The organism is Pseudomonas sp. Irchel s3h14 (assembly GCF_900187425.1).
In the GTDB taxonomy this organism is placed as follows: Bacteria; Pseudomonadota; Gammaproteobacteria; order Pseudomonadales; family Pseudomonadaceae; genus Aquipseudomonas.
This window is the reverse complement of sequence record NZ_FYDJ01000021.1, coordinates 39087-60309: the sequence shown is the minus strand read 5'-3', so window position 1 is coordinate 60309 and position 21223 is coordinate 39087. Positions and strand designations below refer to the sequence as shown.

22 protein-coding genes are annotated in these 21223 nt (G+C 59.1%); 2 read left to right on the top strand and 20 right to left on the bottom strand.

What is annotated here, in order from left to right:
* Nucleotides 1–31 precede the first annotated feature (31 nt).
* The 17 genes from CKW16_RS26705 to CKW16_RS26625 all read right to left on the bottom strand — a co-directional run bounded on the left by CKW16_RS26705 (nucleotide 32) and on the right by CKW16_RS26625 (nucleotide 13658).
* A complete protein-coding gene (locus tag CKW16_RS26705; protein ID WP_046049085.1) occupies nucleotides 32–592 on the bottom strand; it encodes a DUF1285 domain-containing protein in 561 nt (186 codons plus the stop codon).
* A gap of 17 nt (nucleotides 593–609) precedes the next feature.
* Nucleotides 610–1218: a DUF4823 domain-containing protein gene (locus tag CKW16_RS26700; RefSeq protein WP_095132067.1), complete on the bottom strand. Its 609-nt coding sequence runs from the start codon at nucleotides 1216–1218 to the stop codon at nucleotides 610–612.
* Between the two features lie 87 nt (nucleotides 1219–1305).
* A complete protein-coding gene (locus CKW16_RS26695) occupies nucleotides 1306–2274 on the bottom strand; it encodes a GTP 3',8-cyclase MoaA (protein ID WP_033056961.1) in 969 nt (322 codons plus the stop codon).
* A gap of 139 nt (nucleotides 2275–2413) precedes the next feature.
* Nucleotides 2414–3052, bottom strand: a complete 639-nt coding sequence (locus CKW16_RS26690) for a TetR/AcrR family transcriptional regulator (protein ID WP_095132065.1) — start codon at nucleotides 3050–3052, stop codon at nucleotides 2414–2416.
* Between the two features lie 342 nt (nucleotides 3053–3394).
* Complete coding sequence (locus CKW16_RS26685) at nucleotides 3395–4180, bottom strand: TatD family hydrolase (RefSeq protein ID WP_033056960.1); 786 nt, start codon at nucleotides 4178–4180, stop codon at nucleotides 3395–3397.
* 14 nt (nucleotides 4181–4194) lie between these two features.
* Nucleotides 4195–4551 (bottom strand): PilZ domain-containing protein, encoded by a 357-nt coding sequence (locus tag CKW16_RS26680; RefSeq protein WP_033056958.1) that lies wholly within the window; start codon nucleotides 4549–4551, stop codon nucleotides 4195–4197.
* A gap of 42 nt (nucleotides 4552–4593) precedes the next feature.
* The gene (locus CKW16_RS26675; protein ID WP_033056957.1) at nucleotides 4594–5583 is read right to left on the bottom strand and encodes a DNA polymerase III subunit delta'; all 990 of its coding nucleotides are present in this window, start codon (nucleotides 5581–5583) and stop codon (nucleotides 4594–4596) included.
* On the bottom strand, nucleotides 5576–6208 hold the full coding sequence (gene tmk / locus CKW16_RS26670) for a dTMP kinase (protein WP_046049079.1): 633 nt from the start codon (nucleotides 6206–6208) through the stop codon (nucleotides 5576–5578). Before tmk ends, CKW16_RS26675 begins: the two co-directional genes overlap by 8 nt.
* A 19-nt stretch (nucleotides 6209–6227) precedes the next feature.
* Nucleotides 6228–7493 (bottom strand): endolytic transglycosylase MltG, encoded by a 1266-nt coding sequence (gene mltG / locus CKW16_RS26665; RefSeq protein ID WP_095132063.1) that lies wholly within the window; start codon nucleotides 7491–7493, stop codon nucleotides 6228–6230.
* Between the two features lie 3 nt (nucleotides 7494–7496).
* Complete coding sequence (gene pabC / locus CKW16_RS26660) at nucleotides 7497–8312, bottom strand: aminodeoxychorismate lyase (protein ID WP_095132062.1); 816 nt, start codon at nucleotides 8310–8312, stop codon at nucleotides 7497–7499.
* Nucleotides 8312–9556, bottom strand: a complete 1245-nt coding sequence (fabF, locus tag CKW16_RS26655; protein WP_095132060.1) for a beta-ketoacyl-ACP synthase II — start codon at nucleotides 9554–9556, stop codon at nucleotides 8312–8314. Before fabF ends, pabC begins: the two co-directional genes overlap by 1 nt.
* A 111-nt stretch (nucleotides 9557–9667) precedes the next feature.
* Nucleotides 9668–9904, bottom strand: coding sequence for an acyl carrier protein (acpP, locus tag CKW16_RS26650; protein ID WP_003442511.1), 237 nt, complete (start codon nucleotides 9902–9904; stop codon nucleotides 9668–9670).
* Nucleotides 9905–10095: 191 nt separating this feature from the next.
* Nucleotides 10096–10839: a 3-oxoacyl-ACP reductase FabG gene (gene fabG, locus CKW16_RS26645; protein WP_095132058.1), complete on the bottom strand. Its 744-nt coding sequence runs from the start codon at nucleotides 10837–10839 to the stop codon at nucleotides 10096–10098.
* Between the two features lie 16 nt (nucleotides 10840–10855).
* Nucleotides 10856–11794, bottom strand: a complete 939-nt coding sequence (gene fabD / locus CKW16_RS26640) for an ACP S-malonyltransferase (protein ID WP_095132056.1) — start codon at nucleotides 11792–11794, stop codon at nucleotides 10856–10858.
* 125 nt (nucleotides 11795–11919) lie between these two features.
* A complete protein-coding gene (gene plsX, locus CKW16_RS26635) occupies nucleotides 11920–12930 on the bottom strand; it encodes a phosphate acyltransferase PlsX (protein ID WP_095132053.1) in 1011 nt (336 codons plus the stop codon).
* Between the two features lie 4 nt (nucleotides 12931–12934).
* Nucleotides 12935–13117 carry a 50S ribosomal protein L32 gene (gene rpmF / locus CKW16_RS26630; RefSeq protein ID WP_008152339.1) on the bottom strand — a complete coding sequence of 61 codons (183 nt, stop codon included), beginning with the start codon at nucleotides 13115–13117 and terminating at the stop codon, nucleotides 12935–12937.
* A 13-nt stretch (nucleotides 13118–13130) separates the two neighbouring features.
* Nucleotides 13131–13658, bottom strand: coding sequence for a YceD family protein (locus CKW16_RS26625; protein ID WP_004371317.1), 528 nt, complete (start codon nucleotides 13656–13658; stop codon nucleotides 13131–13133).
* A gap of 106 nt (nucleotides 13659–13764) precedes the next feature.
* Here CKW16_RS26625 and CKW16_RS26620 point away from each other — a divergent pair, with 106 nt between their 5' ends.
* On the top strand, nucleotides 13765–14343 hold the full coding sequence (locus CKW16_RS26620) for a nucleoside triphosphate pyrophosphatase (RefSeq protein ID WP_095132051.1): 579 nt from the start codon (nucleotides 13765–13767) through the stop codon (nucleotides 14341–14343).
* 205 nt (nucleotides 14344–14548) lie between these two features.
* Here CKW16_RS26620 and sppA read toward each other — a convergent pair whose 3' ends face one another.
* Genes sppA through rluC form a run of 3 tightly spaced genes read right to left on the bottom strand, consistent with a single transcriptional unit; the run spans nucleotide 14549 to nucleotide 17176 of the window.
* Nucleotides 14549–15538: a signal peptide peptidase SppA gene (gene sppA / locus CKW16_RS26615; protein ID WP_095132044.1), complete on the bottom strand. Its 990-nt coding sequence runs from the start codon at nucleotides 15536–15538 to the stop codon at nucleotides 14549–14551.
* Between the two features lie 26 nt (nucleotides 15539–15564).
* A complete protein-coding gene (locus CKW16_RS26610; protein WP_095132040.1) occupies nucleotides 15565–16227 on the bottom strand; it encodes an HAD-IA family hydrolase in 663 nt (220 codons plus the stop codon).
* Nucleotides 16214–17176, bottom strand: coding sequence for a 23S rRNA pseudouridine(955/2504/2580) synthase RluC (gene rluC / locus CKW16_RS26605; protein ID WP_046049069.1), 963 nt, complete (start codon nucleotides 17174–17176; stop codon nucleotides 16214–16216). Before rluC ends, CKW16_RS26610 begins: the two co-directional genes overlap by 14 nt.
* Before the next feature lie 700 nt (nucleotides 17177–17876).
* Here rluC and rne point away from each other — a divergent pair.
* The gene (gene rne, locus CKW16_RS26600; RefSeq protein ID WP_095132038.1) at nucleotides 17877–21074 is read left to right on the top strand and encodes a ribonuclease E; all 3198 of its coding nucleotides are present in this window, start codon (nucleotides 17877–17879) and stop codon (nucleotides 21072–21074) included.
* Nucleotides 21075–21223 lie beyond the last annotated feature (149 nt).

Below are 21223 nucleotides of genomic sequence, written 5' to 3'. Positions count from 1 at the left end.
GCCATTTTCCAGAACACAGCAACTCGGCGAATTAGGGCTCAAGCCCGATGGGAAAGAACTCGCCAGCGCTCCACACGCCTAACCAGCGCTGCCCGTCGATCTCGCGGGTGACGGCCAGTTCCACCAGTTGGTAGAACACGTTGCGGTGGATCAGGGCTTCGAGGTTGGTGCGCACATGCACATAGGGCGCAGGCTCCTGCGTGACCGGGTCGATCACCACGCGCATGGGGTGTTCGGTGCCGGCCTCGGCGGTCTCGTCAACATTGGTGGTGAAGCGCAGGACCTGGGTTTCACCTTCGCCTTCGACCTCCACGGCAATCGCCACGAAGGGCGCATCGTCGACCTTGATGCCGACCTTCTCGACCGGGGTAATGAGGAAGTAATCGTCACCATCGCGGCGAATGATGGTGGAGAACAGCTTGACCATCGGCTTGCGCCCGATTGGCGTACCCAAGTAATACCAGGTGCCGTCACGAGCGATACGCATGTCGATGTCGCCGCAGAAATCGGGGTTCCACAGGTGGACCGGCGGCAAGCCTTTGGTTTTGGGGATTTGCCCCAACAGATCGTTGGCTTTTTGCGGGCCACTCATGGCGTTCTCCTTTTGAATTACTGGTCGCTGAGCCCCAGCAGGCTGCGCGCGTATTGTTCCAGCGGCGGGCCCATCAGGTCTTCTGGCTTTTTGTCGTGGAACGTCAGTAAACCGCCACGACCCTTGATACGTGCAGTATCAATCAAATACTGGGTGCTGGTCTCGATCAACATGATTTGAATCACGCCACCGTCGATACCGAGGCGATCCAGGGCTTCCTGATCGAGCCATTCGTCCAAGTTGCCGATACGGTCATCAGACTTGGCGAACCGGGTATAGAGCAGGTAATGGGCACCGGCGGCACGGGCTTCACCCATGGCTTGATCAAGACCTTCCGGGGCACGGGCGCGGCGGACCATAGGGAAGTATTCGACAAAGCCATCGAAGGCGACTTCGGCGATCACGTTAGGTCGTGGGTAGACAGTACTGCCTGGCGGCACAAAGGCGCCCTGGGCGATATAGACGAATGAGTCCGGTTGAATGCGCAGGTTATTCACACGACGGCTGTCGCTATGGTCGAGCAACCCCACGTCGCTCATGTGGTAGCGAGTCCCTTCAGCCAGATCGCTGACATTCATGCAGCCACCAAGCGCCAAAACGGCCAGCAGCAAAACCAGGCTACGCATCCTACCCTCCAGAGGCCGGTGACGGAAAACCGGCGAATGGCCATTGGATGCAGCTTCCGCGCCAGCTCGGTGTGACAGGAACAGAGTTTAGCCGCCGATGATTTTCATCACGGTCGCGCCACCGGAAAACGCCACTTCCTGCTTATCGCCCAAGGCTTTCACCAGGAGTCTCTGCAAGGCGGGCAACGCTTGATGACGGGGCTTGTCCAGCAGGTCGCCGACATAGTGGCGGTTGCTCGACGACAGGCAGCCATGCAGCCAGCCCGTAGAGGACAGACGCAGCCGCGAACAGGTGCGGCAGAAAGGAACGCTTTCGTTGGCGATAACGCCGAAGTAGCCCTGCCCCGGAATCTGGTAACGCACGGCGGTGGCGTCTACCGGCGCATCGGCCTGAAGGTATTCGTAGCGCTCGCCGATCAGGCTGAGCAACTGCTGCAGGCTGACAAACTGTTGCAGGAAAGCATTGGAGTCGCTGGCCAGGTGGCCCATGCGCATCAACTCGATGAAGCGAAGCTCATAGCCGCGCTCCAGACAGTAATCGAGTAGCGGCATCACCTGATCGAGGTTCTGCCCACGCAGCGGCACCATATTGACCTTGATCTTCAGGCCGGCGGCGCTGGCTTGATCCATACCGTCGAGCACCGTCGCCAGATCGCCGCCACGGGCAATGCTGCGAAAGGCGCTCGCATCCAGGGTATCGAGGGAAACGTTGATGCGACGAATGCCGGCATCCACCAGCAGTGGCAGCTTCTTCGCCAGCAGTTGACCGTTGGTGGTGAGGCTGATGTCCGCCAGGCCCATCTGTCCGACGGCGGTCATGAAGGTTTCGAGTTTGGGGCTGACCAGCGGCTCGCCGCCGGTGATGCGCAAGCGCTCGATGCCCGCCGCTTCAATCAGATAGGCCACGCCACGCGCCATGGCCTCGGCCGACAATTCATCCTGCGCAGCCACCAACCGCTTGCCGTTGGGCACGCAGTAGGTACAAGCGTAATTGCAGGCTGAAGTCAGACTGATTCGCAAATTGCGAAAACGCCTGCCTTGACGGTCAACGATCATGGACTACTCCGGCGGAAGAATATTCGGACCGCTAAAACTTGACTCACAAATCAAGTTTTAGCAAGTCCTATGCCTGAGTATATTCCTGCGGTACTGCGCCACGTAGCGAAATAATGGCGCAATAAGGCAACTGAATGGTTCAGCTGCTCGGGGTGTCGGTATCGCGCTTGCGCTTGTTGCCCATGCGCACGCCGATGTCCATCAGGAACTGGAAGAAGCCTTCCTGATCTTCCAGCACATTGCTCCAGAACGGCGAGTGATACAGCGCCACGGCGCCGTGCACCAGCGCCCAGGATGCGCAGTAATGGAAGTAAGGTGGAACGTCTTCAAGTTTGCCTTCGCTGATCCGGCCCTTGATCAGCTGGGTCAGGCGTTCGAAGTTCGAGGCGCGGATCTTGTGCAGCTCCTCGACCATCTCCGGCACCTGATTGCCCTTGACCACCTTTTCTTCCAGGCGATCGAACAACCGATAGCGTTGAGGGTCGCGCATGCGGAATTCGAAGTAGGCCCGGGACAGGGCTTCCTTGTCCTTGTCGACATCGGCCGAATGCAACAGCTCGTTCAAATCGCGCTCGTAATCGAGCATCAGGCGCAGATAGATCTCGGCCTTGGATTTGAAGTGCTTGTAGATCGTGCCTTTGCCGATACCGACGGCATCAGCAATCATCTCGACGGTGACACTGTCTTCACCTTGATCGAGGAACAGCTTGAGCGCGGTATCGAGAATTTCTTGCTCGCGGCGACGAAACTCACGGACCTTACGAGGTTCTTTATGCATAAGAAAAGGTCTGTAGGGGTCAAAATTCGAAGCCGCGTATTATGCCTAACTTGCGCAAAAATGCACGGATCATCCGACCATATATGTGTTTCTTGATGAATTCCGGCAGTCTCGCAGATTAATGAGAACTCAACCGAAGCGCCCGTATTCCAAATTTGTTTAAAAACCGCGACCAGTAAACTGGACTCGGCGCAATACTGATCAATACTTCAACTGTCGGCGGGACATCTCCCCCAAGTGTTGCGCCGATATAGGTACCAACGGACCGCGTGCCTTTGTTTTACTCCTAATGGTCTTAACCCGGATTCACCCCCCAGAACCCGGGTTTTTTTTGCCTGCGATTTAACCTTTCACATGCGCCAGCGGAAACAGTCGCTTGAAGTTCTCGGTGGTTTGCTCGGCAAACCGCTCGTAGGGCTCACCTCGCAACATTGCCAGAAATTCCGCTACGTCGCGCACGTACTGCGGCAGGTTCGGCTTGCCGCGATGAGGGATCGGCGCCAGGTAAGGCGAGTCGGTTTCCACCAGCAATCGGTCAGCCGGCACTTTACTGGCTACGTCACGCAGAGCGTCGGCATTGCGGAAAGTGACAATCCCGGACAAGGAAATGTAATACCCCATATCCAGCGCCGCTTTGGCCATGTCCCAGTCTTCAGTGAAACAATGCAGCACGCCAGCCTGGGGCAGCGCCGCTTCACGCAGGAGGTTCAACGTATCGGCGCGGGCACCACGGGTATGAATGATCACCGGTTTACCCGTCTGCTGCGCCGCTTGCAGATGCAGGCGAAACGACTCCTGCTGCAACTCCGCTGCTTCCGGCTCGTAGTGATAATCCAGGCCCGTTTCACCGATCGCCACCACACGCGGGTGGTTGAGCTCGCGTAACAGCCAATCCAATGCTGGCGCGGCGCCCGGTTGCACGTCCAGCGGATGCACGCCAACCGAACAGTCGACGTCGTCGTAACGTTCGGCCAGGGCTTTGACGTCTGCGGCATTCTCGACGCTGACGCCGATACACAGAAAGTGCCCCACACCGCGCAGACGGGCCGCATCAAGTGCAGCATCCAGTGAGCCGTCGTGGGCGGCGAGGTCGAGGCGATCAAGGTGGCAATGGGAATCTACGAGCATAAAAGGGCTGCAACTTACATCGTATGAGTGGGACGGTCGGACTTCAGGGCTCCGGCCAGATGGGTTTCGATTCGACTGCGCGCGGTATTGTCGCCATCGTTGAATTGTACGCCGACCCCGGCGGCCCGGTTGCCCTGCGCACCTTTGGGGGTGATCCAGGTGACCTTGCCGGCGACCGGAATCTTCTCCGGCTCGTCCATCAGGTTCAGCAGCATGAATACCTCATCGCCCAACTTGTAGCTCTTGTTGGTCGGGATAAACAGGCCACCGTTCTTGATGAACGGCATGTAGGCCGCGTAAAGCACGGACTTGTCCTTGATCGTCAGGGACAAAATGCCGTTGCGCGGCCCCGGATTGACGAGTTCATTCATGCTGACCTCCGTTGCTGATGCTCAGAGTCTAGGCACAGACGATCACTTCTGGGTAGGCAAACCCACCCATTGCACCAACAGCGCCTCCAGCAACAACACCCGATTGAGGTTGGCTTTGCTCATCACTTTCTGGCGCTGGGCGAGGATCCAGTCCTGGATATTCAGGACTTTGTCCTGGCCGGCTTTCTGCGCCAGGTACTGAATCACCTTGCGCATGTCCGTCAGTCCCAGGCCTTCTTCGTCCTGAGTCAGTTGATAGCGCAGGATCAGGCTCGACCAGTCGCAGAACCAGTCGAACAACAGCAACAGCGGAATCGCATTCCAGCCTTCGGCCAGTTGCGTCGGTGACTGTTGCTGCTTGAGCAACTTCTTCACGCCATCGACCACCAGCGCCCGCTGCTCACGCACGCCCTGGGCCTGCAAGTTGACAGCGGCCAGTGGCGAACCGGCGGCCAGGGTCAGCAACTCGACACGCTCTTCTTCCGAGCAGTCCGGCAAGGCTTTCGCCAGCCACGCCAGACTCATGGCTTCGCTCGGCAATGGACAAGCCTGCTGCACGCAGCGGCTCTTGATGGTCGGCAACAGACGACTGGTCTGGTGGCTGACCAACAGCAAAACGGTATCGCCGGAAGGTTCTTCCAGGCTTTTGAGCAAGGCGTTGGCGGCGTTGATGTTCATCGACTCGACCGGCTCGATCAGCACCACTTTGCGGCCGCCCATCTGCGCGGTCTGAACCACGAAGCTGACCAGATCACGAACCTGATCGACCTTGATCGCCTTATCGGCTTCTTCCGGTTCCAGAATGTAGTTGTCAGGGTGACTGCCGGCCTTGAGCAACAGACAGGATTTGCATTCGCCGCAAGCATCATGGGCGGCGCTCGGACGCTGGCACAACAAACTCGCCATCAAACGCTCGGCCAGTGCACGCTTGCCGATTCCGGCCGGGCCATGCAGCAGATAGGCGTGGGCATGTTGCTTGCGACCGGCCAAATGCTGCCAGAGACTGTCCTGCCACGGATAGGCTTCAGCCACGGGTCAACTCCAGCAGGCGCGGCAGCAAGGCATCCAGTGCCTGCTGAACCTGCGCCAACGGCTGGGCGGCATCGACCAGGACATAACGCGCAGGATCCGCTTCAGCACGCTTGAGGAAAGCACTGCGCACCGCATCAAAAAAGGTTCGGCCTTCGAGTTCGAAACGATCAAGACGACCACGAGCACTGGCGCGGGCCAGGCCCACTTCCACCGGCAGATCGAAAATCAACGTCAGGTCCGGGCGCAGATCGCCCTGGACGAAGGCTTCCAGGGTCGCGATGCGCTCCAGCGACAGGCCGCGGCCGCCACCCTGATAGGCATAGGTCGAATCGGTAAAGCGATCACACAGGACCACCGCACCGCGGGCCAGTGCCGGGCGAATCACCTCGGCCAGATGCTGGGCTCGCGCGGCGAACACCAACAGCAACTCGGTGTCGGGGTTCATGACTTCGTCAACCGGCGCCAGCAGCACTTCGCGAATCCGCTCGGCCAACGGCGTGCCGCCTGGTTCGCGAGTCAGCACGACCTCGATACCCGCGGCGCGCAGGCGCTCGGCCAGGTATTCGCGATTGGTGCTCTTGCCGGCCCCTTCCGGGCCTTCCAGGGTAATAAACAAGCCAGTCACAGGCAGTCCTTAGTCAGAGTCATTGCGGGCTTTGCGGCGCGGTTGCATCCGGTTCGGGCGCGGGTGCGGCTGCGGGTTCTTGAGCGGGTTCTTGCGCCGGCTCCGGTGATGGCGACGGGTCAGGCGCTTGCGGCTCTGGTGACGCCGCCTGAGCAGGCTCTTGCGGCGGCACTTGCGGCAAAGCCTCGGAGGCGGTGTCGGGCGAAGCAGCCGGGATCGGTGCCTGCTCATCCGTCGCCTCTGGCGCCGTGGTCGGCGCGGGGCTGGAGCGGTAGTCGGCACGGCGCTTGATCTGGAACTCACGCACAGCGTTATTGTGCGCGTCCAGATCATCGGAGAACACGTGACTGCCATCACCACGAGCCACGAAATAGAGGCTATTGCCAGCCACCGGATTCAACGCTGCATGAATCGCTTCGCGGCCGACCATGGCGATCGGGGTCGGCGGCAGTCCCGAAATCATGTAGGTGTTGTACGGCGTCGCTTCCTTGAGGTGGGCGCGAGTCAATTTGCCGTTGTAACGATCACCGAGGCCATAGATCACGGTCGGATCCGTTTGCAACAACATGCCCATTTCCATGCGCCGTACAAATACGCCAGCGATTTGCCCGCGCTCCTGCGGCACGCCGGTTTCCTTCTCCACCAACGAGGCCATGATCAGCGCCTGATAGGGTTCGGTGTACGGCACGTCAGCGGCGCGCTGGCTCCACTCCTTGGCCAGGACTTCGTCGAGGCGGTCGTAGGCTTTTTTCAGCAGCTCGACATCGGTCATGCCGCGCACGAAGCGATAGGTGTCAGGGAAAAATCGCCCTTCCGGAAAAATCCCGGTGTGGCCGAGTTTGTCCATCACCTCGCTATCACTCAAACCGTTGAGGGTCTTTTCGAGTTTTTCATCCTTGGCCAGAGCAGCGCGGACCTGATGAAAATTCCAGCCTTCGACCAGGGTCAGGCTGTACTGAACCATTTCCCCGCGTTTCCACAGGTCAATCAGGCCTTCGACGGTCATGCCGGGCTGCATGCGGTACTCGCCCTTGTGCAACGGTTGTTTGGCGAGATTGAAGCGCCAATACACACGCAGCCAGAAAGCATCCTTGATGACGCCATCGGCTTCGAGTCGATAGAAGGTGCGGGTCGGTGTCGTTCCTTTGGGCACTTCCAGCAGCTCTTCCTGAGTGATGTTCAGCGGCTGTTCCAGCGCCGAATGGATTTTCCAGGCGGAAGCGCCCAGACACAGCCCTGCCAGAACCAATCCGGTTTCCAGCAGCAGCAAGAATTTACGTCTCACGTATCAAGCATCCAGTAGCGCGCGGGCAATGGTTTGGAGTTTACGGGTGAGCGGACCAACCGGCCAGCTTAGTGCGGCATAGGCGCGCACCGGCCAAACGCCATACACGCTGTTGCAGACAAAGACTTCATCAGCCCATTGCAGCTGATCGAGGGTGATGTCGGTGATTTGCGTGGGGATCCCCAATGACTCGGCTTGAAACAATAATTCGGCACGCATCACGCCGGCCACGCCGCAGCGTTTCAAATCAGCCGTGATCAACACGCCATCGCGGATCAGGAACAGATTGCTGAACACGCCTTCAATGACGCGCCCGGCCTGATCGAGCATCAAGCCTTCGGCATGATCGGTGTCTTGCCATTCGGAGCGGGCGATGACCTGCTCAAGACGGTTCAGGTGTTTGAGTCCGGCGAGCAGAGGCTGTTTGGAAAGCCGCGTCGCACAGGGGAACAGGCGAACGCCCTGCTCCGCATGGGCAGCAGGATAAACCGCAGGAGGGTTGCCCAGCATGATGCGGCGCGCCTGAGCCGAAGGATCGGGCGCATAGCCGCGCGCGCTTTCGCCACGCGTGATGATGAGTTTGAGCACACCTTCGCCCAACGCTTGGGCATAGGTCAGTAACTCAGTGCACACAGCCGCATGGTCGAGATTAATTGCCAACCGCTGGCAACCCTTGACCAAACGCACCAGATGCCGATCCAGCAGCACCGGAGTGCCGTTGCGCACAGCGATGGTCTCGAACAGACCATCACCGTAAGCCAGGCCGCGATCCTTCAGCGACAAAGCGTCAGCCGGCTGACCGTCGACCCAGCTGTCCATCAGTCAGCGAACCGGCGGAACACCAGCGAGCCGTTGGTGCCGCCAAACCCGAAGGAGTTGGACAACACCACATCGATATCCATATTGCGCGCGGTATGCGGTACGAAATCGAGGTCGCAACCTTCGTCCGGCTCATCAAGGTTGATGGTCGGCGGCGCTACCTGGCTGTTGATCGCCAGCACACTGAAGATCGCCTCGACCGCGCCCGCCGCACCCAACAGGTGACCGGTCATGGACTTGGTCGAACTGACCGCCAGCTTGTAAGCGTGATCGCCGAACACCGACTTGATCGCACAGGCTTCGGCAAGGTCGCCGGCCGACGTCGAGGTGCCGTGAGCATTGACGTACTGAACCTGATCGCCATTGATCTTGGCATCGCGCAGCGCATTGGTAATGCAACGTGCAGCACCCGCACCATCGGCCGGAGGCGAAGTCATGTGGTAGGCATCGCCACTGGTGCCAAAGCCGATCAGCTCGGCGTAGATCGTCGCACCACGGGCCTTGGCGTGTTCCAGTTCTTCCAGAACCAGAGCGCCGGCACCGTCGGACAGCACGAAGCCATCACGGCCCTTGTCCCATGGACGGCTGGCGCGGGTCGGTTCGTCGTTGCGGGTCGACAGTGCGCGGGAGGCTCCGAAGCCGCCCATGCCCAGACCGCAAGCCGCCATTTCAGCGCCGCCGGCAATCATCACGTCGGCTTCGTCGTACATGATGTTGCGTGCCGCCATGCCGATGCAGTGCGTACCGGTGGTACACGCAGTGGCGATGGCGTAGTTAGGTCCCTGTGCGCCCAGATGGATGGACAGGAAACCGGAAATCATATTGATGATCGAGCCTGGCACGAAAAACGGAGAGATCCGTCGTGGGCCGGAATCATGCAGTGTGCGGCTGGTTTCTTCGATATTGGTCAGTCCGCCAATACCCGAACCCATGGCCACGCCGATGCGCTCACGGTTGGCGTCGGTGACTTCCAGACCGGCGTTACGAACTGCCTGAAAACCTGCGGCAAGACCGTATTGAATGAACAGGTCGAGCTTGCGAGCTTCCTTGACCGACAGGTATTCCTCGACATTGAAGCCCTTTACCGAGCCGCCAAAACGGGTGGAATAGGCAGAAAGGTCGGTGTGTTCGATCAGACCAATGCCACTGCGGCCAGCCAGAATGCCCTGCCAACTGCTCGGCACATCCGTGCCCAGTGGCGACAACATACCCATACCGGTGACTACGACGCGTCTACGCGACACAGCACTCTCCTTTTTCAAATGACGACGACTTTGCATCAGGCCTAAAGAAAAAACCGCACGCCGTGATGGCAGTGCGGTTTTTCCATGACAGCAAGCAACGATTACAAGCTATTAAGCCTGATGGTTAGTAACGTAATCGATTGCGGCTTGTACAGTAGTGATCTTCTCAGCTTCTTCGTCAGGGATTTCGGTCTCGAATTCCTCTTCCAGAGCCATCACCAGCTCAACAGTGTCAAGGGAGTCGGCACCCAGGTCTTCAACGAAGGAAGCAGTGTTGACCACTTCTTCTTCTTTAACGCCCAGTTGCTCAGCAACGATTTTCTTGACGCGCTCTTCGATGGTGCTCATACCTTGTTTTCACTCCTAATGGACAAATTCAGGCAGCTGGCCAGTGGGTAAGTGTATAGAAAGACTTTTCAGTTTTTCAACTGAAAGCTTCACTCCTCAAACCCGACGACCCTCTGCCTATAAATAGATTGCAGCTTTATAACGGATTTTAGACAGCTCGTATGACATTTTTTTGAAGCAACCCGTCACATTTAACTCATGTACATCCCGCCGTTCACCGGGATTGTAGCCCCAGTAACGTAAGCCGCACCGTCGGATGCAAGAAAAGCGACCACAGACGCGATCTCTTGAGCTTGCCCCAGACGGCCCAGCGGAATCTGCGTCTGCAAGGCTTCACGCTGTGCCTCGGGCAGTTCGCGGGTCATATCGGTGTCGATGAACCCAGGGGCCACCGAGTTTACCGTAATCGAACGCGAACCGACTTCACGCGCCAGTGAACGGCTGAAACCTTCCAGACCGGCCTTGGCGGCTGCGTAGTTTACTTGGCCTGCGTTGCCCATGGCACCCACAACCGAGCCAATACTGATAATTCGTCCCCAACGGGCTTTGGTCATACCGCGCAAAACGCCCTTGGACAGGCGGAACAGACTGTTCAGGTTGGTATCGACGACGTCATGCCATTCGTCATTTTTCATGCGCATCATCAGATTATCGCGGGTGATACCGGCATTATTGACCAGGATCGCCGGAGCACCGAACTGCGATGTAATGCTCGCCAGTACTGCAGCAACGGATTCGTCGCTGGTGACATTGAGTTCCAGGCCAGTGCCTTGAATCCCGTTTTCCTTCAGGGTTGCCGCAATGCGCTCGGCACCCGAGGCAGATGTCGCGGTGCCGATAACGATGGCGCCCTGACGACCCAGTTCCAGGGCGATAGCCTGGCCGATACCGCGGCTCGCGCCAGTGACCAGTGCAACTTTACCTTGCAGACTCATGCAGGCTTCTCCTGATTCAAGCCAACGCTGCGCGGGCGGCAGCGAAGGCGTCGGGGGTATTGAGGTTGGATGTCGACACGCCTTCGGCGCAACGCTTGTTCAGACCAGCCAGCACTTTACCTGGGCCACATTCGACCAACTGGGTAGCACCTTTGGCGGCCAATGCCTGAACCGATTCGACCCAGCGAACAGGCTTGTAGAGCTGTTCAAGCAGATCGCGCTTGAGGGTTTCCAGATCGGCCGGCACAGTGGCGCTGACGTTTTGAACCACTGGAATCTGCGGCGCCTGCCAGTCGATCGCAGCGATCGACTCGGCGAAACGCTCGGCCGCCGGACGCATCAGCTCGCAATGGGACGGCACGCTGACCGGCAATGGCATGGCGCGCTTGGCACCACGAGCCTTGCAGCCTTCGATGGCACGCTCGACCGCAGCCTTGGCACCGGCGATGACCACTTGACCAGGGGAGTTGAAGTTGACTGCACTGACCACTTCGCCTTGCGCCGCTTCGGCGCAGGCTGCCAGCACATCAGCATCGTCCAGACCGAGAATGGCGGCCATGCCTCCTTGCCCGGCCGGAACGGCTTCCTGCATCAACTGACCACGGCGCTGGACCAGCTTCACCGCGTCACCCAGGCTCAGACTGCCCGCGGCAACCAGTGCGCTGTATTCGCCCAGGCTGTGCCCGGCAACATAAGCCGGACGCGCGCCACCTTCAGCCAGCCACAGACGCCACAAGGCAATCGAGGCGGTCAGAATGGCCGGCTGGGTTTTATCGGTTTGATTGAGTTGCTCTTCCGGCCCTTGCTGGGTCAGTGCCCACAGGTCGTAACCCAGAGCATCGGAAGCTTCTTTGAATGTTTCGAGGACAACCAGATGTTGCGCGCCCAACTCGGCCAGCATGCCGAGGGACTGCGAACCCTGTCCCGGAAAGACGAATGCGAGGGAAGCAGACATGTAACAAGCCCCTAATGATCTTGTCGTCGGAGAATTGACGTCCCGCTTGGGGGACGCAAGAAACTGACAGTTGGATGGCAAATTGAACTGAGCGGTCACATTTAAGCATTGTCCGACGAAAACGCCTAAAGCAACAAATCCTCCAGGCGACCGTGAATGCGTTCCGGCAGGTTTTCCTGGATCTCGATCAAGGCGCGCTGAATCGCACTCTGGAAGCCCTGAACCCCCGCCGAACCATGGCTTTTCACCACAATTCCCTGCAAACCAAGGAAACTTGCGCCGTTATGTCGCGCAGGCGCCAGATCAGCTTGCAAGCGCTTCATCAGCGGCAATGCCAAAGCACCGACCACTTTCGACGCAAGGTTTTTCTTGAACAAGGCTTCGATGCGCCCGGCAATCATGGTCGCCAGGCCTTCGCTGGATTTGAGCAGGATATTGCCGACAAAACCGTCACATACCACCACATCCGCCTCGCCACGGTACACACCGTCACCTTCGACAAAACCGATGTAATTGATGCCGCGAGCACTCTGCAACAAGGTGGCCGCCAGCTTGACCTGCTGATTGCCCTTGATGTCTTCAGTACCAATGTTCAGCAGCGCCACTCGCGGACGAACGATGCCCAGTGTTTCCGCCGCCACCGACCCCATCACGGCGAACTGCAACAAGTGCTCGGCGCTGCAATCGACATTGGCGCCCAAGTCGAGCAACTGGCAATAACCCTTCTGCGTCGGAATCGCCGCCACCATCGCCGGCCGATCAATGCCCGGCAAGGTCTTGAGCACGAAGCGCGACAACGCCATCAGCGCACCGGTATTGCCGGCACTGACACAGGCCTGGACCTTGCCATCGCGCAGCAACTCCAGCGCCACGCGCATCGACGAGTCGGGCTTGCCGCGCAGGGCTTGAGCAGGTTTTTCGTCCATGGTGATGACTTCGGACGCCGGAGCAATCGACAGACGCGAGCGATCCACAGCCGATTGGCCAGAGAGCAATTCTTCAAGAAGGGAGGATTGACCGACGAGGGTCAGATGTAGCGAGGGCGTAGCAGACAGACAAGCAAGGCTGGCCTGAACAATGCTGCGGGGACCGAAGTCCCCGCCCATTGCGTCAATCGCGATGACTTGAGCAGACAAGTGATTACTCGTCAGCGCCCTTGTCGATCACTTTACGGCCACGGTATACGCCTTCTGGCGATACGTGGTGACGCAGGTGAATTTCACCGGTGGTTTTTTCTACAGACAGAGTGCTTGCCGTCAGGGCGTCGTGCGAACGACGCATGTCACGGGCAGAGCGGGATTTTTTGTTCTGCTGAACAGCCATAATTGATTAACTCCTAAACGTTTGGGTCACGCTTTAACTGCGCCAATACACTGAACGGGTTGGACCGCGTTACCTCGTCCTCGCTCGGTTCGGGCTCATCGAGACCCGCCGGCTGCTGGCATTCTTCCGGATGATGAGCAGGCACAATGGGCAAGGCGAGCAGAAGCTCCTCCTCGATCAGTGACTGCAGATCCAAAGGATCTTCGCCCAGTTCCAGCACGTCATAACCTTTCGGCAACGACTGGGTATTCGCACCCTCCTTCACCACAGCATAACTGCATTCGCTATGGATCGGCAGGGTGACCAGCTCAAGACAACGCTGGCAAACCATTTTGACTTCGGTGTCGATAAAGCTGTGGATTACCACAGACTTACGTTCATCTCGTTCAAAAACGAATTTAGCCTGCACCGTACCGACAGTGTCGGAAAGCGGGTCGCAGAGTCTCTCCAAATCGGCCAGCAGCAGTTCACCTTGAAGGGTGGTGCCACGATCAGCCAATTTGCGCGGGTCAACGTGAGGTGGAATCGGGTCATTCAACATAGGCGCAGCATTATAGGGATGCCCCCAGCCATGTCAAAGGAAATTCAGCCCTGTCCGTCACTTGCAAGCCTCCGCTAGAATTCGCGCCTGTCTTCTGGAGATGCGCATGCTGCCTTTATTACTCGCTTCAAGCTCGGTTTATCGTCGGGAATTGCTGGCCCGCTTGCAGCTGCCGTTTACCTGCAGCTCGCCGGATATCGACGAAAGCCATCGTCCGGGCGAGTCCGCTATCGAGCTGGTCAAGCGCCTCGCCGAGGAAAAAGCACGCGCGCTGGCCGGCAGCCACCCCGCTCATCTGATCATCGGCTCCGATCAGGTCGCGGTACTCGGCGAGCGGATTATCGGCAAACCGCACACCTTCGAAAAGGCCCGCGAACAGCTTCTGGACTCCAGCGGTGCCAGCGTGACCTTCCTCACCGGCCTGGCGCTACTCAACAGCCAGACCGGTGAATGCCAGGTCGACTGCGTGCCGTTCACCGTGCACATGCGCTCGCTCGATCAGGCACGCATCGAACGCTACCTGCGCGCCGAACAGCCCTATGACTGCGCTGGCAGCTTCAAAGCCGAGGGTTTGGGGGTGAGCCTGTTTCAAAGCACCGAAGGCCCTGACGCCACCAGCCTGATCGGCCTGCCATTGATTCGCCTGGTGGACATGTTGCTGGCCGAAGGCATTGAAATCCCCTGAACACCACAGCTCTGTAGCAGCTGGCGAAGCCTGCGTTCGAGTGCGCAGCGCTCGCAAATCCGGATTGCGCGGTTTATCTGAAAGGTTGCGGTGTATGGTTTGGCGAGCGCTACGCACTCGAACGCAGGCTTCGCCAGCTGCTACAGAGACCGCGCAGACATAAAAAAACCGGCCACTTGGGCCGGTTTTTTATGCCGAAGGAGAATCAGCGCAACGAAGGTCCCTGGAAGCCCATCCACATCGCCAGATGCTCAGCCACGCTGGCACCCAGTTTTTTCGAGAAGCGATCGAATGGCGACTCCTGAACGGTGAAGTCCACCAGCTCTTTCTCGCCGATCACGTCACGCGCCACCGAACTGGCATTTCCCAGGCCATCGATCAGGCCCAGCGACAGTGCCTGCTCACCAGACCAGACCAACCCGGAGAACAACTCCGGATGCTCCTTGTCCTTGAGACGGTCGCCACGACCTTTCTTGACGCTGCTGATGAACTGCTGATGAGTGGTATCGAGTACGCCCTGCCAGAACTGAGTTTCTTCAGGCTTCTGCGGCTGGAAAGGATCGAGGAACGATTTATGCTCGCCGGACGTGTAAGTGCGTCGCTCGACACCCAGCTTCTCCATCGTCCCGACAAAGCCATAGCCGGCTGCCGTCACACCAATGGAACCCACCAGGCTCGCCTTGTCGGCGTAGATCTGATCCGCCGCACTGGCGATGTAATAAGCACCGGAAGCGCCCAAATCCGAGATCACCGCGTAAAGCCTGGTGTCCGGATGCAGGCCGCGCAAACGGCGGATCTCGTCATAGACGTAACCCGACTGCACCGGACTGCCACCCGGACTGTTGATTCGCAGGATGACACCTTTGACCTTCTTGTCCTCGAACGCTGCACGCAGGCTGCCGACGATGTTGTCAGCGCTGGCTGGCTCCTTGTCGGCAATCATGCCGGTCACGTCGATCAGCGCGGTGTAGTTGCCACTGCGGGTGGCAGCTTTTTCCATGTCCATCAGCGGCGTGAACAGGATCAACGCGCCAAACAGGTACACAAAGGTCAGCAGCTTGAAGAAAATCCCCCAGCGACGGGACCGGCGCTGCTCTTGCACGCTAGCCAGCAGGGTCTTTTCCAGCAGCTTCCAGCTTTTCTCGTCACCGCTCTCTGCGCTCGCCTTGGCGGGCGCTTTCCATTCGTCGGTCATGACATCCACCCCAGAAAAAAAACCTATTAAGCCCGCTGACTCAGCCAGGCATGCAATTCTGAAAAACGATCAATAGCCAGTGCCGGCTCGAATAATTTCAACGCTTCGATCGATTGCGCGCCGTAGCTGACAGCCACCGAATCCATGCCGGCGTTGCGCGCCATCTGCAAATCAAAGGACGAATCGCCCACCATCAGTGCCTGCTCCGGGCGAACCTCGCAGTGAGCGAGGATCTGCTCGAGCATCAACGGATGGGGTTTGCTAGCGGTTTCGTCAGCCGCGCGGGTGATATCGAAATAATCTTCCCAGCCGTGAGACTTCAGCACCCGATCCAGCCCGCGACGAGCCTTGCCGGTCGCGACCGCCAAGTGATAACCCTCAGCACGAAACGCTTCCATCGACTCGACCACACCCTCGAACAACGGCGAAGGCACGGCTTCCGAGGCGATGTAGTGATCAGCATAGTACTCACGGAATGCGATCAGCTCAGCATCGCTGATTTGCGGATACAACGTGCGAATCGCTTCCGGCAGACCCAGACCGATGATGCCTTTGACAGCAAAATCATCACGCAACTGAAATCCGGAGCGCTCGGACGCGACGTGCATCGACTCGACAATCCGACCAATGGAGTCGGCGAGAGTACCGTCCCAATCGAAAATCAGCAGTTTGTAATCAGATGGGCGCACTCAATCGCTCCACGGTTTTGGCCCACATCTCGTCGACCGGCGCCTGCAACTTCAGCTCACCACCATCCGGCAGCGGCACGGTCAGCATGTAGGCGTGCAGGAACAGGCGCTTTCCGCCCAGGTCACGAATCTCTTTGCTGAAGCCTTCATCGCCATATTTGGTATCGCCGGCGATGCAATGCCCGGCGTGCAAGGTGTGGACGCGGATCTGGTGAGTCCGGCCGGTAATCGGCTTGGCTTCGATCAGGGTGGCAAAGTCGCCGAAGCGGCGCAGGACCTTGAACACGGTCACGGACTCCTTCCCCTCCTCCTCGTCGACCTCGACCATACGCTCGCCGGAGCGCAGGTTGCTCTTGCCCAGCGACGCTCGGACTTGCTTGATCGAGGCCGCCCAGTTGCCGCGAACCAGCGCCATGTAGCGCTTATCGACGCCATCGCCGCGCAATGCCGTGTGCAAGTGACGCAGCATGCTGCGCTTCTTGGCGATCATCAACAGGCCGGACGTATCACGGTCGAGACGATGAACCAGTTCAAGCTCTTTGCAATCGGGACGCAACTGACGAAAGGCTTCGATCACCCCGTAAGTCAGGCCGCTGCCGCCATGAACCGCGATGCCGCAAGGCTTGTTGATCACGATCAACGCCTTGTCTTCGAAGACAATCGAGGCTTCGAGGCGCTGCAGCAGGCCTTGGGCCAGCGGCACCGGTTCGTCGCGCTCAGGCACGCGAACCGGCGGCACGCGCACGATATCGCCCGCCTGCAGCTTGTATTCGGGCTTGATCCGACCTTTGTTCACCCGCACTTCGCCCTTGCGCAAAATGCGGTAAATCAAGGTCTTGGGCACGCCTTTAAGCCGAGCGAGTAGGAAGTTATCAATACGTTGGCCGGCATATTCCGGCGAGACCTCCAGCAGTTGTACGGCTGGGGTCGAAGGGGCAGTAGTCGTCATGGCGCGGATGATAACAATTTTTTATGGAATTGAAGCACTTAATCATTGCTGCTATAGTCGCGAACGCCGCCAAAAGTGGCCTGGACAGCGGACTAACGGTCAAAAACCGGCCCTGACCAACGCAATTCACGAGGACGAGAGGCCGTCCTACGGGGCTTTCGCTACGAAACGGTAGAGTTTGCAGTTGTAACGAGCGCAGGTGACATGAGGCCTGAAGCATGCCGCAAAGCAGAGTTTTCACTCGCCTTGCGAGCAAATATTCACGGCCAGTTCACAAAGTGCAGTCAGCTACGAACAACCCCGAGCGAACGCTTCGGAAACAACGCCTAAATTAGCCATGATGCGTGACCTCCCCTTTCGGAGCTCACGGTAAATGCCAACCCGCTGCGGATTCTGCGCGCGGCAGCACCCGAATTATCAGGGATACGTGTAGGGTGGAGATGCACAACCGCTGGACTGTGTAGCAATAGGCTTTATCAAGACGCTTCATCTCGTCCACAGCCGCTGGTTGATTCCTCCTCCTGACTGAGTGCTTAAGTAGCCACAGCAAGCAGGACGCGTACGTCGCGACGCCGGCCCAATTGGTCGGGGTTCGCTAGACACTGGAGTGTCCAACCACTCCTGACGCACCTGACACCGACCATGAGAAGTCGTGTGTGCCGAACGCCGTTTCCGGCAGCCCGGAAACCGACGGTACTACATGAAAAGAATGCTGATTAACGCAACTCAACCCGAAGAGTTGCGTGTTGCACTGGTAGATGGCCAACGCCTCTACGACCTGGACATCGAATCCGGTGCACGCGAGCAGAAAAAGGCCAACATCTATAAAGGCCGGATTACTCGCATCGAACCAAGCCTTGAGGCTGCCTTTGTCGATTTCGGCTCTGAGCGCCACGGCTTCCTGCCCCTCAAAGAAATCTCCCGCGAATACTTCAAGAAAGCCCCCGAAGGCCGCGTCAACATCAAGGACGTCCTGAGCGAAGGCCAGGAAGTCATCGTTCAGGTCGAAAAAGAAGAACGTGGCAACAAGGGCGCAGCCCTGACCACCTTCATCAGCCTGGCCGGTCGTTACCTGGTTCTGATGCCGAACAACCCGCGTGCCGGCGGTATTTCCCGTCGCATCGAAGGTGAAGAGCGCAACGAACTGCGTGAAGCCCTGAACGGCCTGGTTGCACCAGCCGACATGGGTCTGATCGTTCGCACTGCCGGCCTGGGCCGCAGCAGCGAAGAAATGCAGTGGGACCTCGACTACCTGCTGCAACTCTGGACCGCCATCAAAGAAGCCTCGCTGGATCGCTCCGCGCCGTTCCTGATCTACCAGGAAAGCAACGTGATCATCCGCGCCATCCGCGATTACCTGCGCCAGGACATCGGCGAAGTGCTGATCGACAGCGTTGAAGCCCAGGACGAAGCCCTGACCTTCATCCGCCAGGTGATGCCGCAGTACGCCAGCAAGATCAAGCTGTACGAAGACAGCGTTCCGCTGTTCAACCGTTTCCAGATCGAAAGCCAGATCGAGACCGCTTTCCAGCGCGTCGTTGAACTGCCTTCCGGCGGCTCCATCGTTATCGATCCGACCGAAGCCCTGGTGTCCATCGACATCAACTCGGCGCGCGCCACCAAAGGCAGCGACATCGAAGAAACCGCTCTGCAGACCAACCTTGAAGCCGCCGAAGAAATCGCCCGTCAGTTGCGCTTGCGCGACATCGGCGGCCTGATCGTCATCGACTTCATCGACATGACCCCTGCCAAGAACCAGCGCGCCGTGGAAGAGAAAGTCCGCGAATGCCTGGAAGCCGACCGCGCTCGCGTGCAAGTCGGTCGCATCTCGCGCTTCGGCCTGCTGGAAATGTCCCGTCAGCGCCTGCGTCCATCGCTGGGCGAAAGCAGCGGCATCGTTTGCCCGCGTTGCAACGGCACCGGCATCATCCGTGACGTTGAATCGCTGTCGCTGGCGATCCTGCGCCTGATCGAAGAAGAAGCCCTGAAAGACCGCACTGCCGAAGTTCGCGCCCAAGTGCCGATCCCGGTCGCCGCGTTCCTGCTCAACGAAAAACGCAACTCGATCACCAAGATCGAACTGCGCACCCGTGCCCGCATCGTCATTCTGCCGAACGATCACCTCGAAACGCCGCACTTCGAAGTGCAGCGTTTGCGCGATGACAGCCCGGAAGCCGCGGTCGGTCAGTCCAGCTACGAAATCGCTGCTGCCGCTGCCGAAGTCGAAGAAGTCCAGCCAGCCGCTGCGACCCGCACCCTGGTTCGCCAGGAAGCCGCGGTCAAGACTGCTCCGGCCCGCGCCAACGCTCCGGTTCCGACCGAAGTCGTCGCTGCCGCACCTGTTGCCGCACCGGCCGCCGCGCCAGAGCCAAGCCTGTTCAAAGGCCTGGTGAAGTCGCTGGTCAGCCTGTTCGCAACCAAGGAAGAGCCTGCTGCTCCGGTTGTGGTTGAAAAACCAGCGACCACCGAGCGTCCGGCCCGCAACGAAGAGCGTCGCAACGGTCGTCAACAGAGCCGCAACCGTAATGGTCGCCGCGATGAAGAACGCAAGCCTCGTGAGGAACGTGCACCGCGTGAAGAGCGCGCACCACGTGAGCCACGCGAAGCCCGCGAGGAAACTCCAGCAGTAACAGTCGCCCGCGAAGAACGCGCTCCACGTGAAGAGCGCGCACCACGCGCTCCTCGTGAAGAACGTGCACCGCGCGCTCCTCGCGAAGATCGCAAACCACGTGGCGATCGTGAAGAGCGTCCGGTTCGTGAATTGCGCGAGCCTCTTGATGCTGCTCCGGCCGCTGCTGCTACTGTTACCGCTACCGCTGAAGAGCGTCCAGCTCGCCAGCCACGTGAAGAACGTGCTCCACGCCCACCGCGTGAAGAACGTCAGCCACGTGCCGAGCAAGCCGCTGCCGCAGTAGCTGAAGAAGAGCTGGTTACCAACGAAGAGCAACTGCAGGAAGACGGTCAGGACGGCACCGAAGGCGATCGTCCGCGCCGCCGCTCCCGTGGCCAGCGTCGTCGCAGCAACCGTCGTGAGCGTCAGCGCGATGCCAACGGTAATGTGATCGAAGGTTCGGAAGAATCCGAGTCCGCCGAAGGTAACGAAGCTGCCGAAACCAACGAAGCGCCAAGCGCTGCCGATCTGGCCGCCGGCCTGGCTGTTACCGCAGCCGTTGCCAGCACCGTGATCAGCGCTCCAGCCGAAGCACAGGCTAACGAGCAAGCCGAACGCGCGACTGCCGCCACCCTGGAAACTGCTCCAGTGGAAGCGCCAGTGGTTGAAGCAACGACTCCGGTCGAAGCCACCGCCGCTCCGGAAATCGAAGTCGCCCCGGTTCGTGAAGTACAGCCTGTCGTTGAAGCTGCCGCTGAGCCAGTGGTTGCCGCAGAACCGGTTGTCGAAACAGTGACCGAAGCTGTCCGTGAAGTTCGCGAAGAGCAAACCGCGTTCAACTGGGTTGCCGAGCCAGCCGCCGCCGAAGCGCCAGAAGCCGAGGCCATGGTGTCCGAGCCAGTGGTTGCTGCTGCCGAGCCTGCTCCGGTGGTTGAAGCGCCGGTTGTTGCCGAAGTGGCCGTACCGGAAGTCGAAGCTGCCCCTGTCAGCGCCCTGACGCCAAGTGGCCGTGCACCGAACGATCCGCGTGAAGTGCGTCGTCGCAAGCGTGAAGAGGAGCGTCTGCAGAAGGAAGCCGAACTGGCTGCCGCTGCTGCTCCGGCGGCTGTCGAACCAGCACCGGTTGTCGCTGAAGTCGTCGAGGCAGCACCTGCCCCGGCTGCTGAAGTCGCTGCTGCCGAACCCGCTGAATCGGTGATCGACGAAGCACCGCGCTCCGTTCAGGAAGCGGTAGAGCAACACGAGCAAGCCCTGGAAAAAGAACACGAGCCTAAACCTCTCGTCTGATTCCATCGGCCACTAAAAAGCCCCGCCTGGTGATCCAGGCGGGGCTTTTTTATGTCTGCGGTTTCGATCGTTCCCACGCTCCGCGTGGGAATGCCTCAAGGGACGCTCCGCGTTCCAGCTCTCGAGAGGGACGCGGAGCGTCCCGGGCT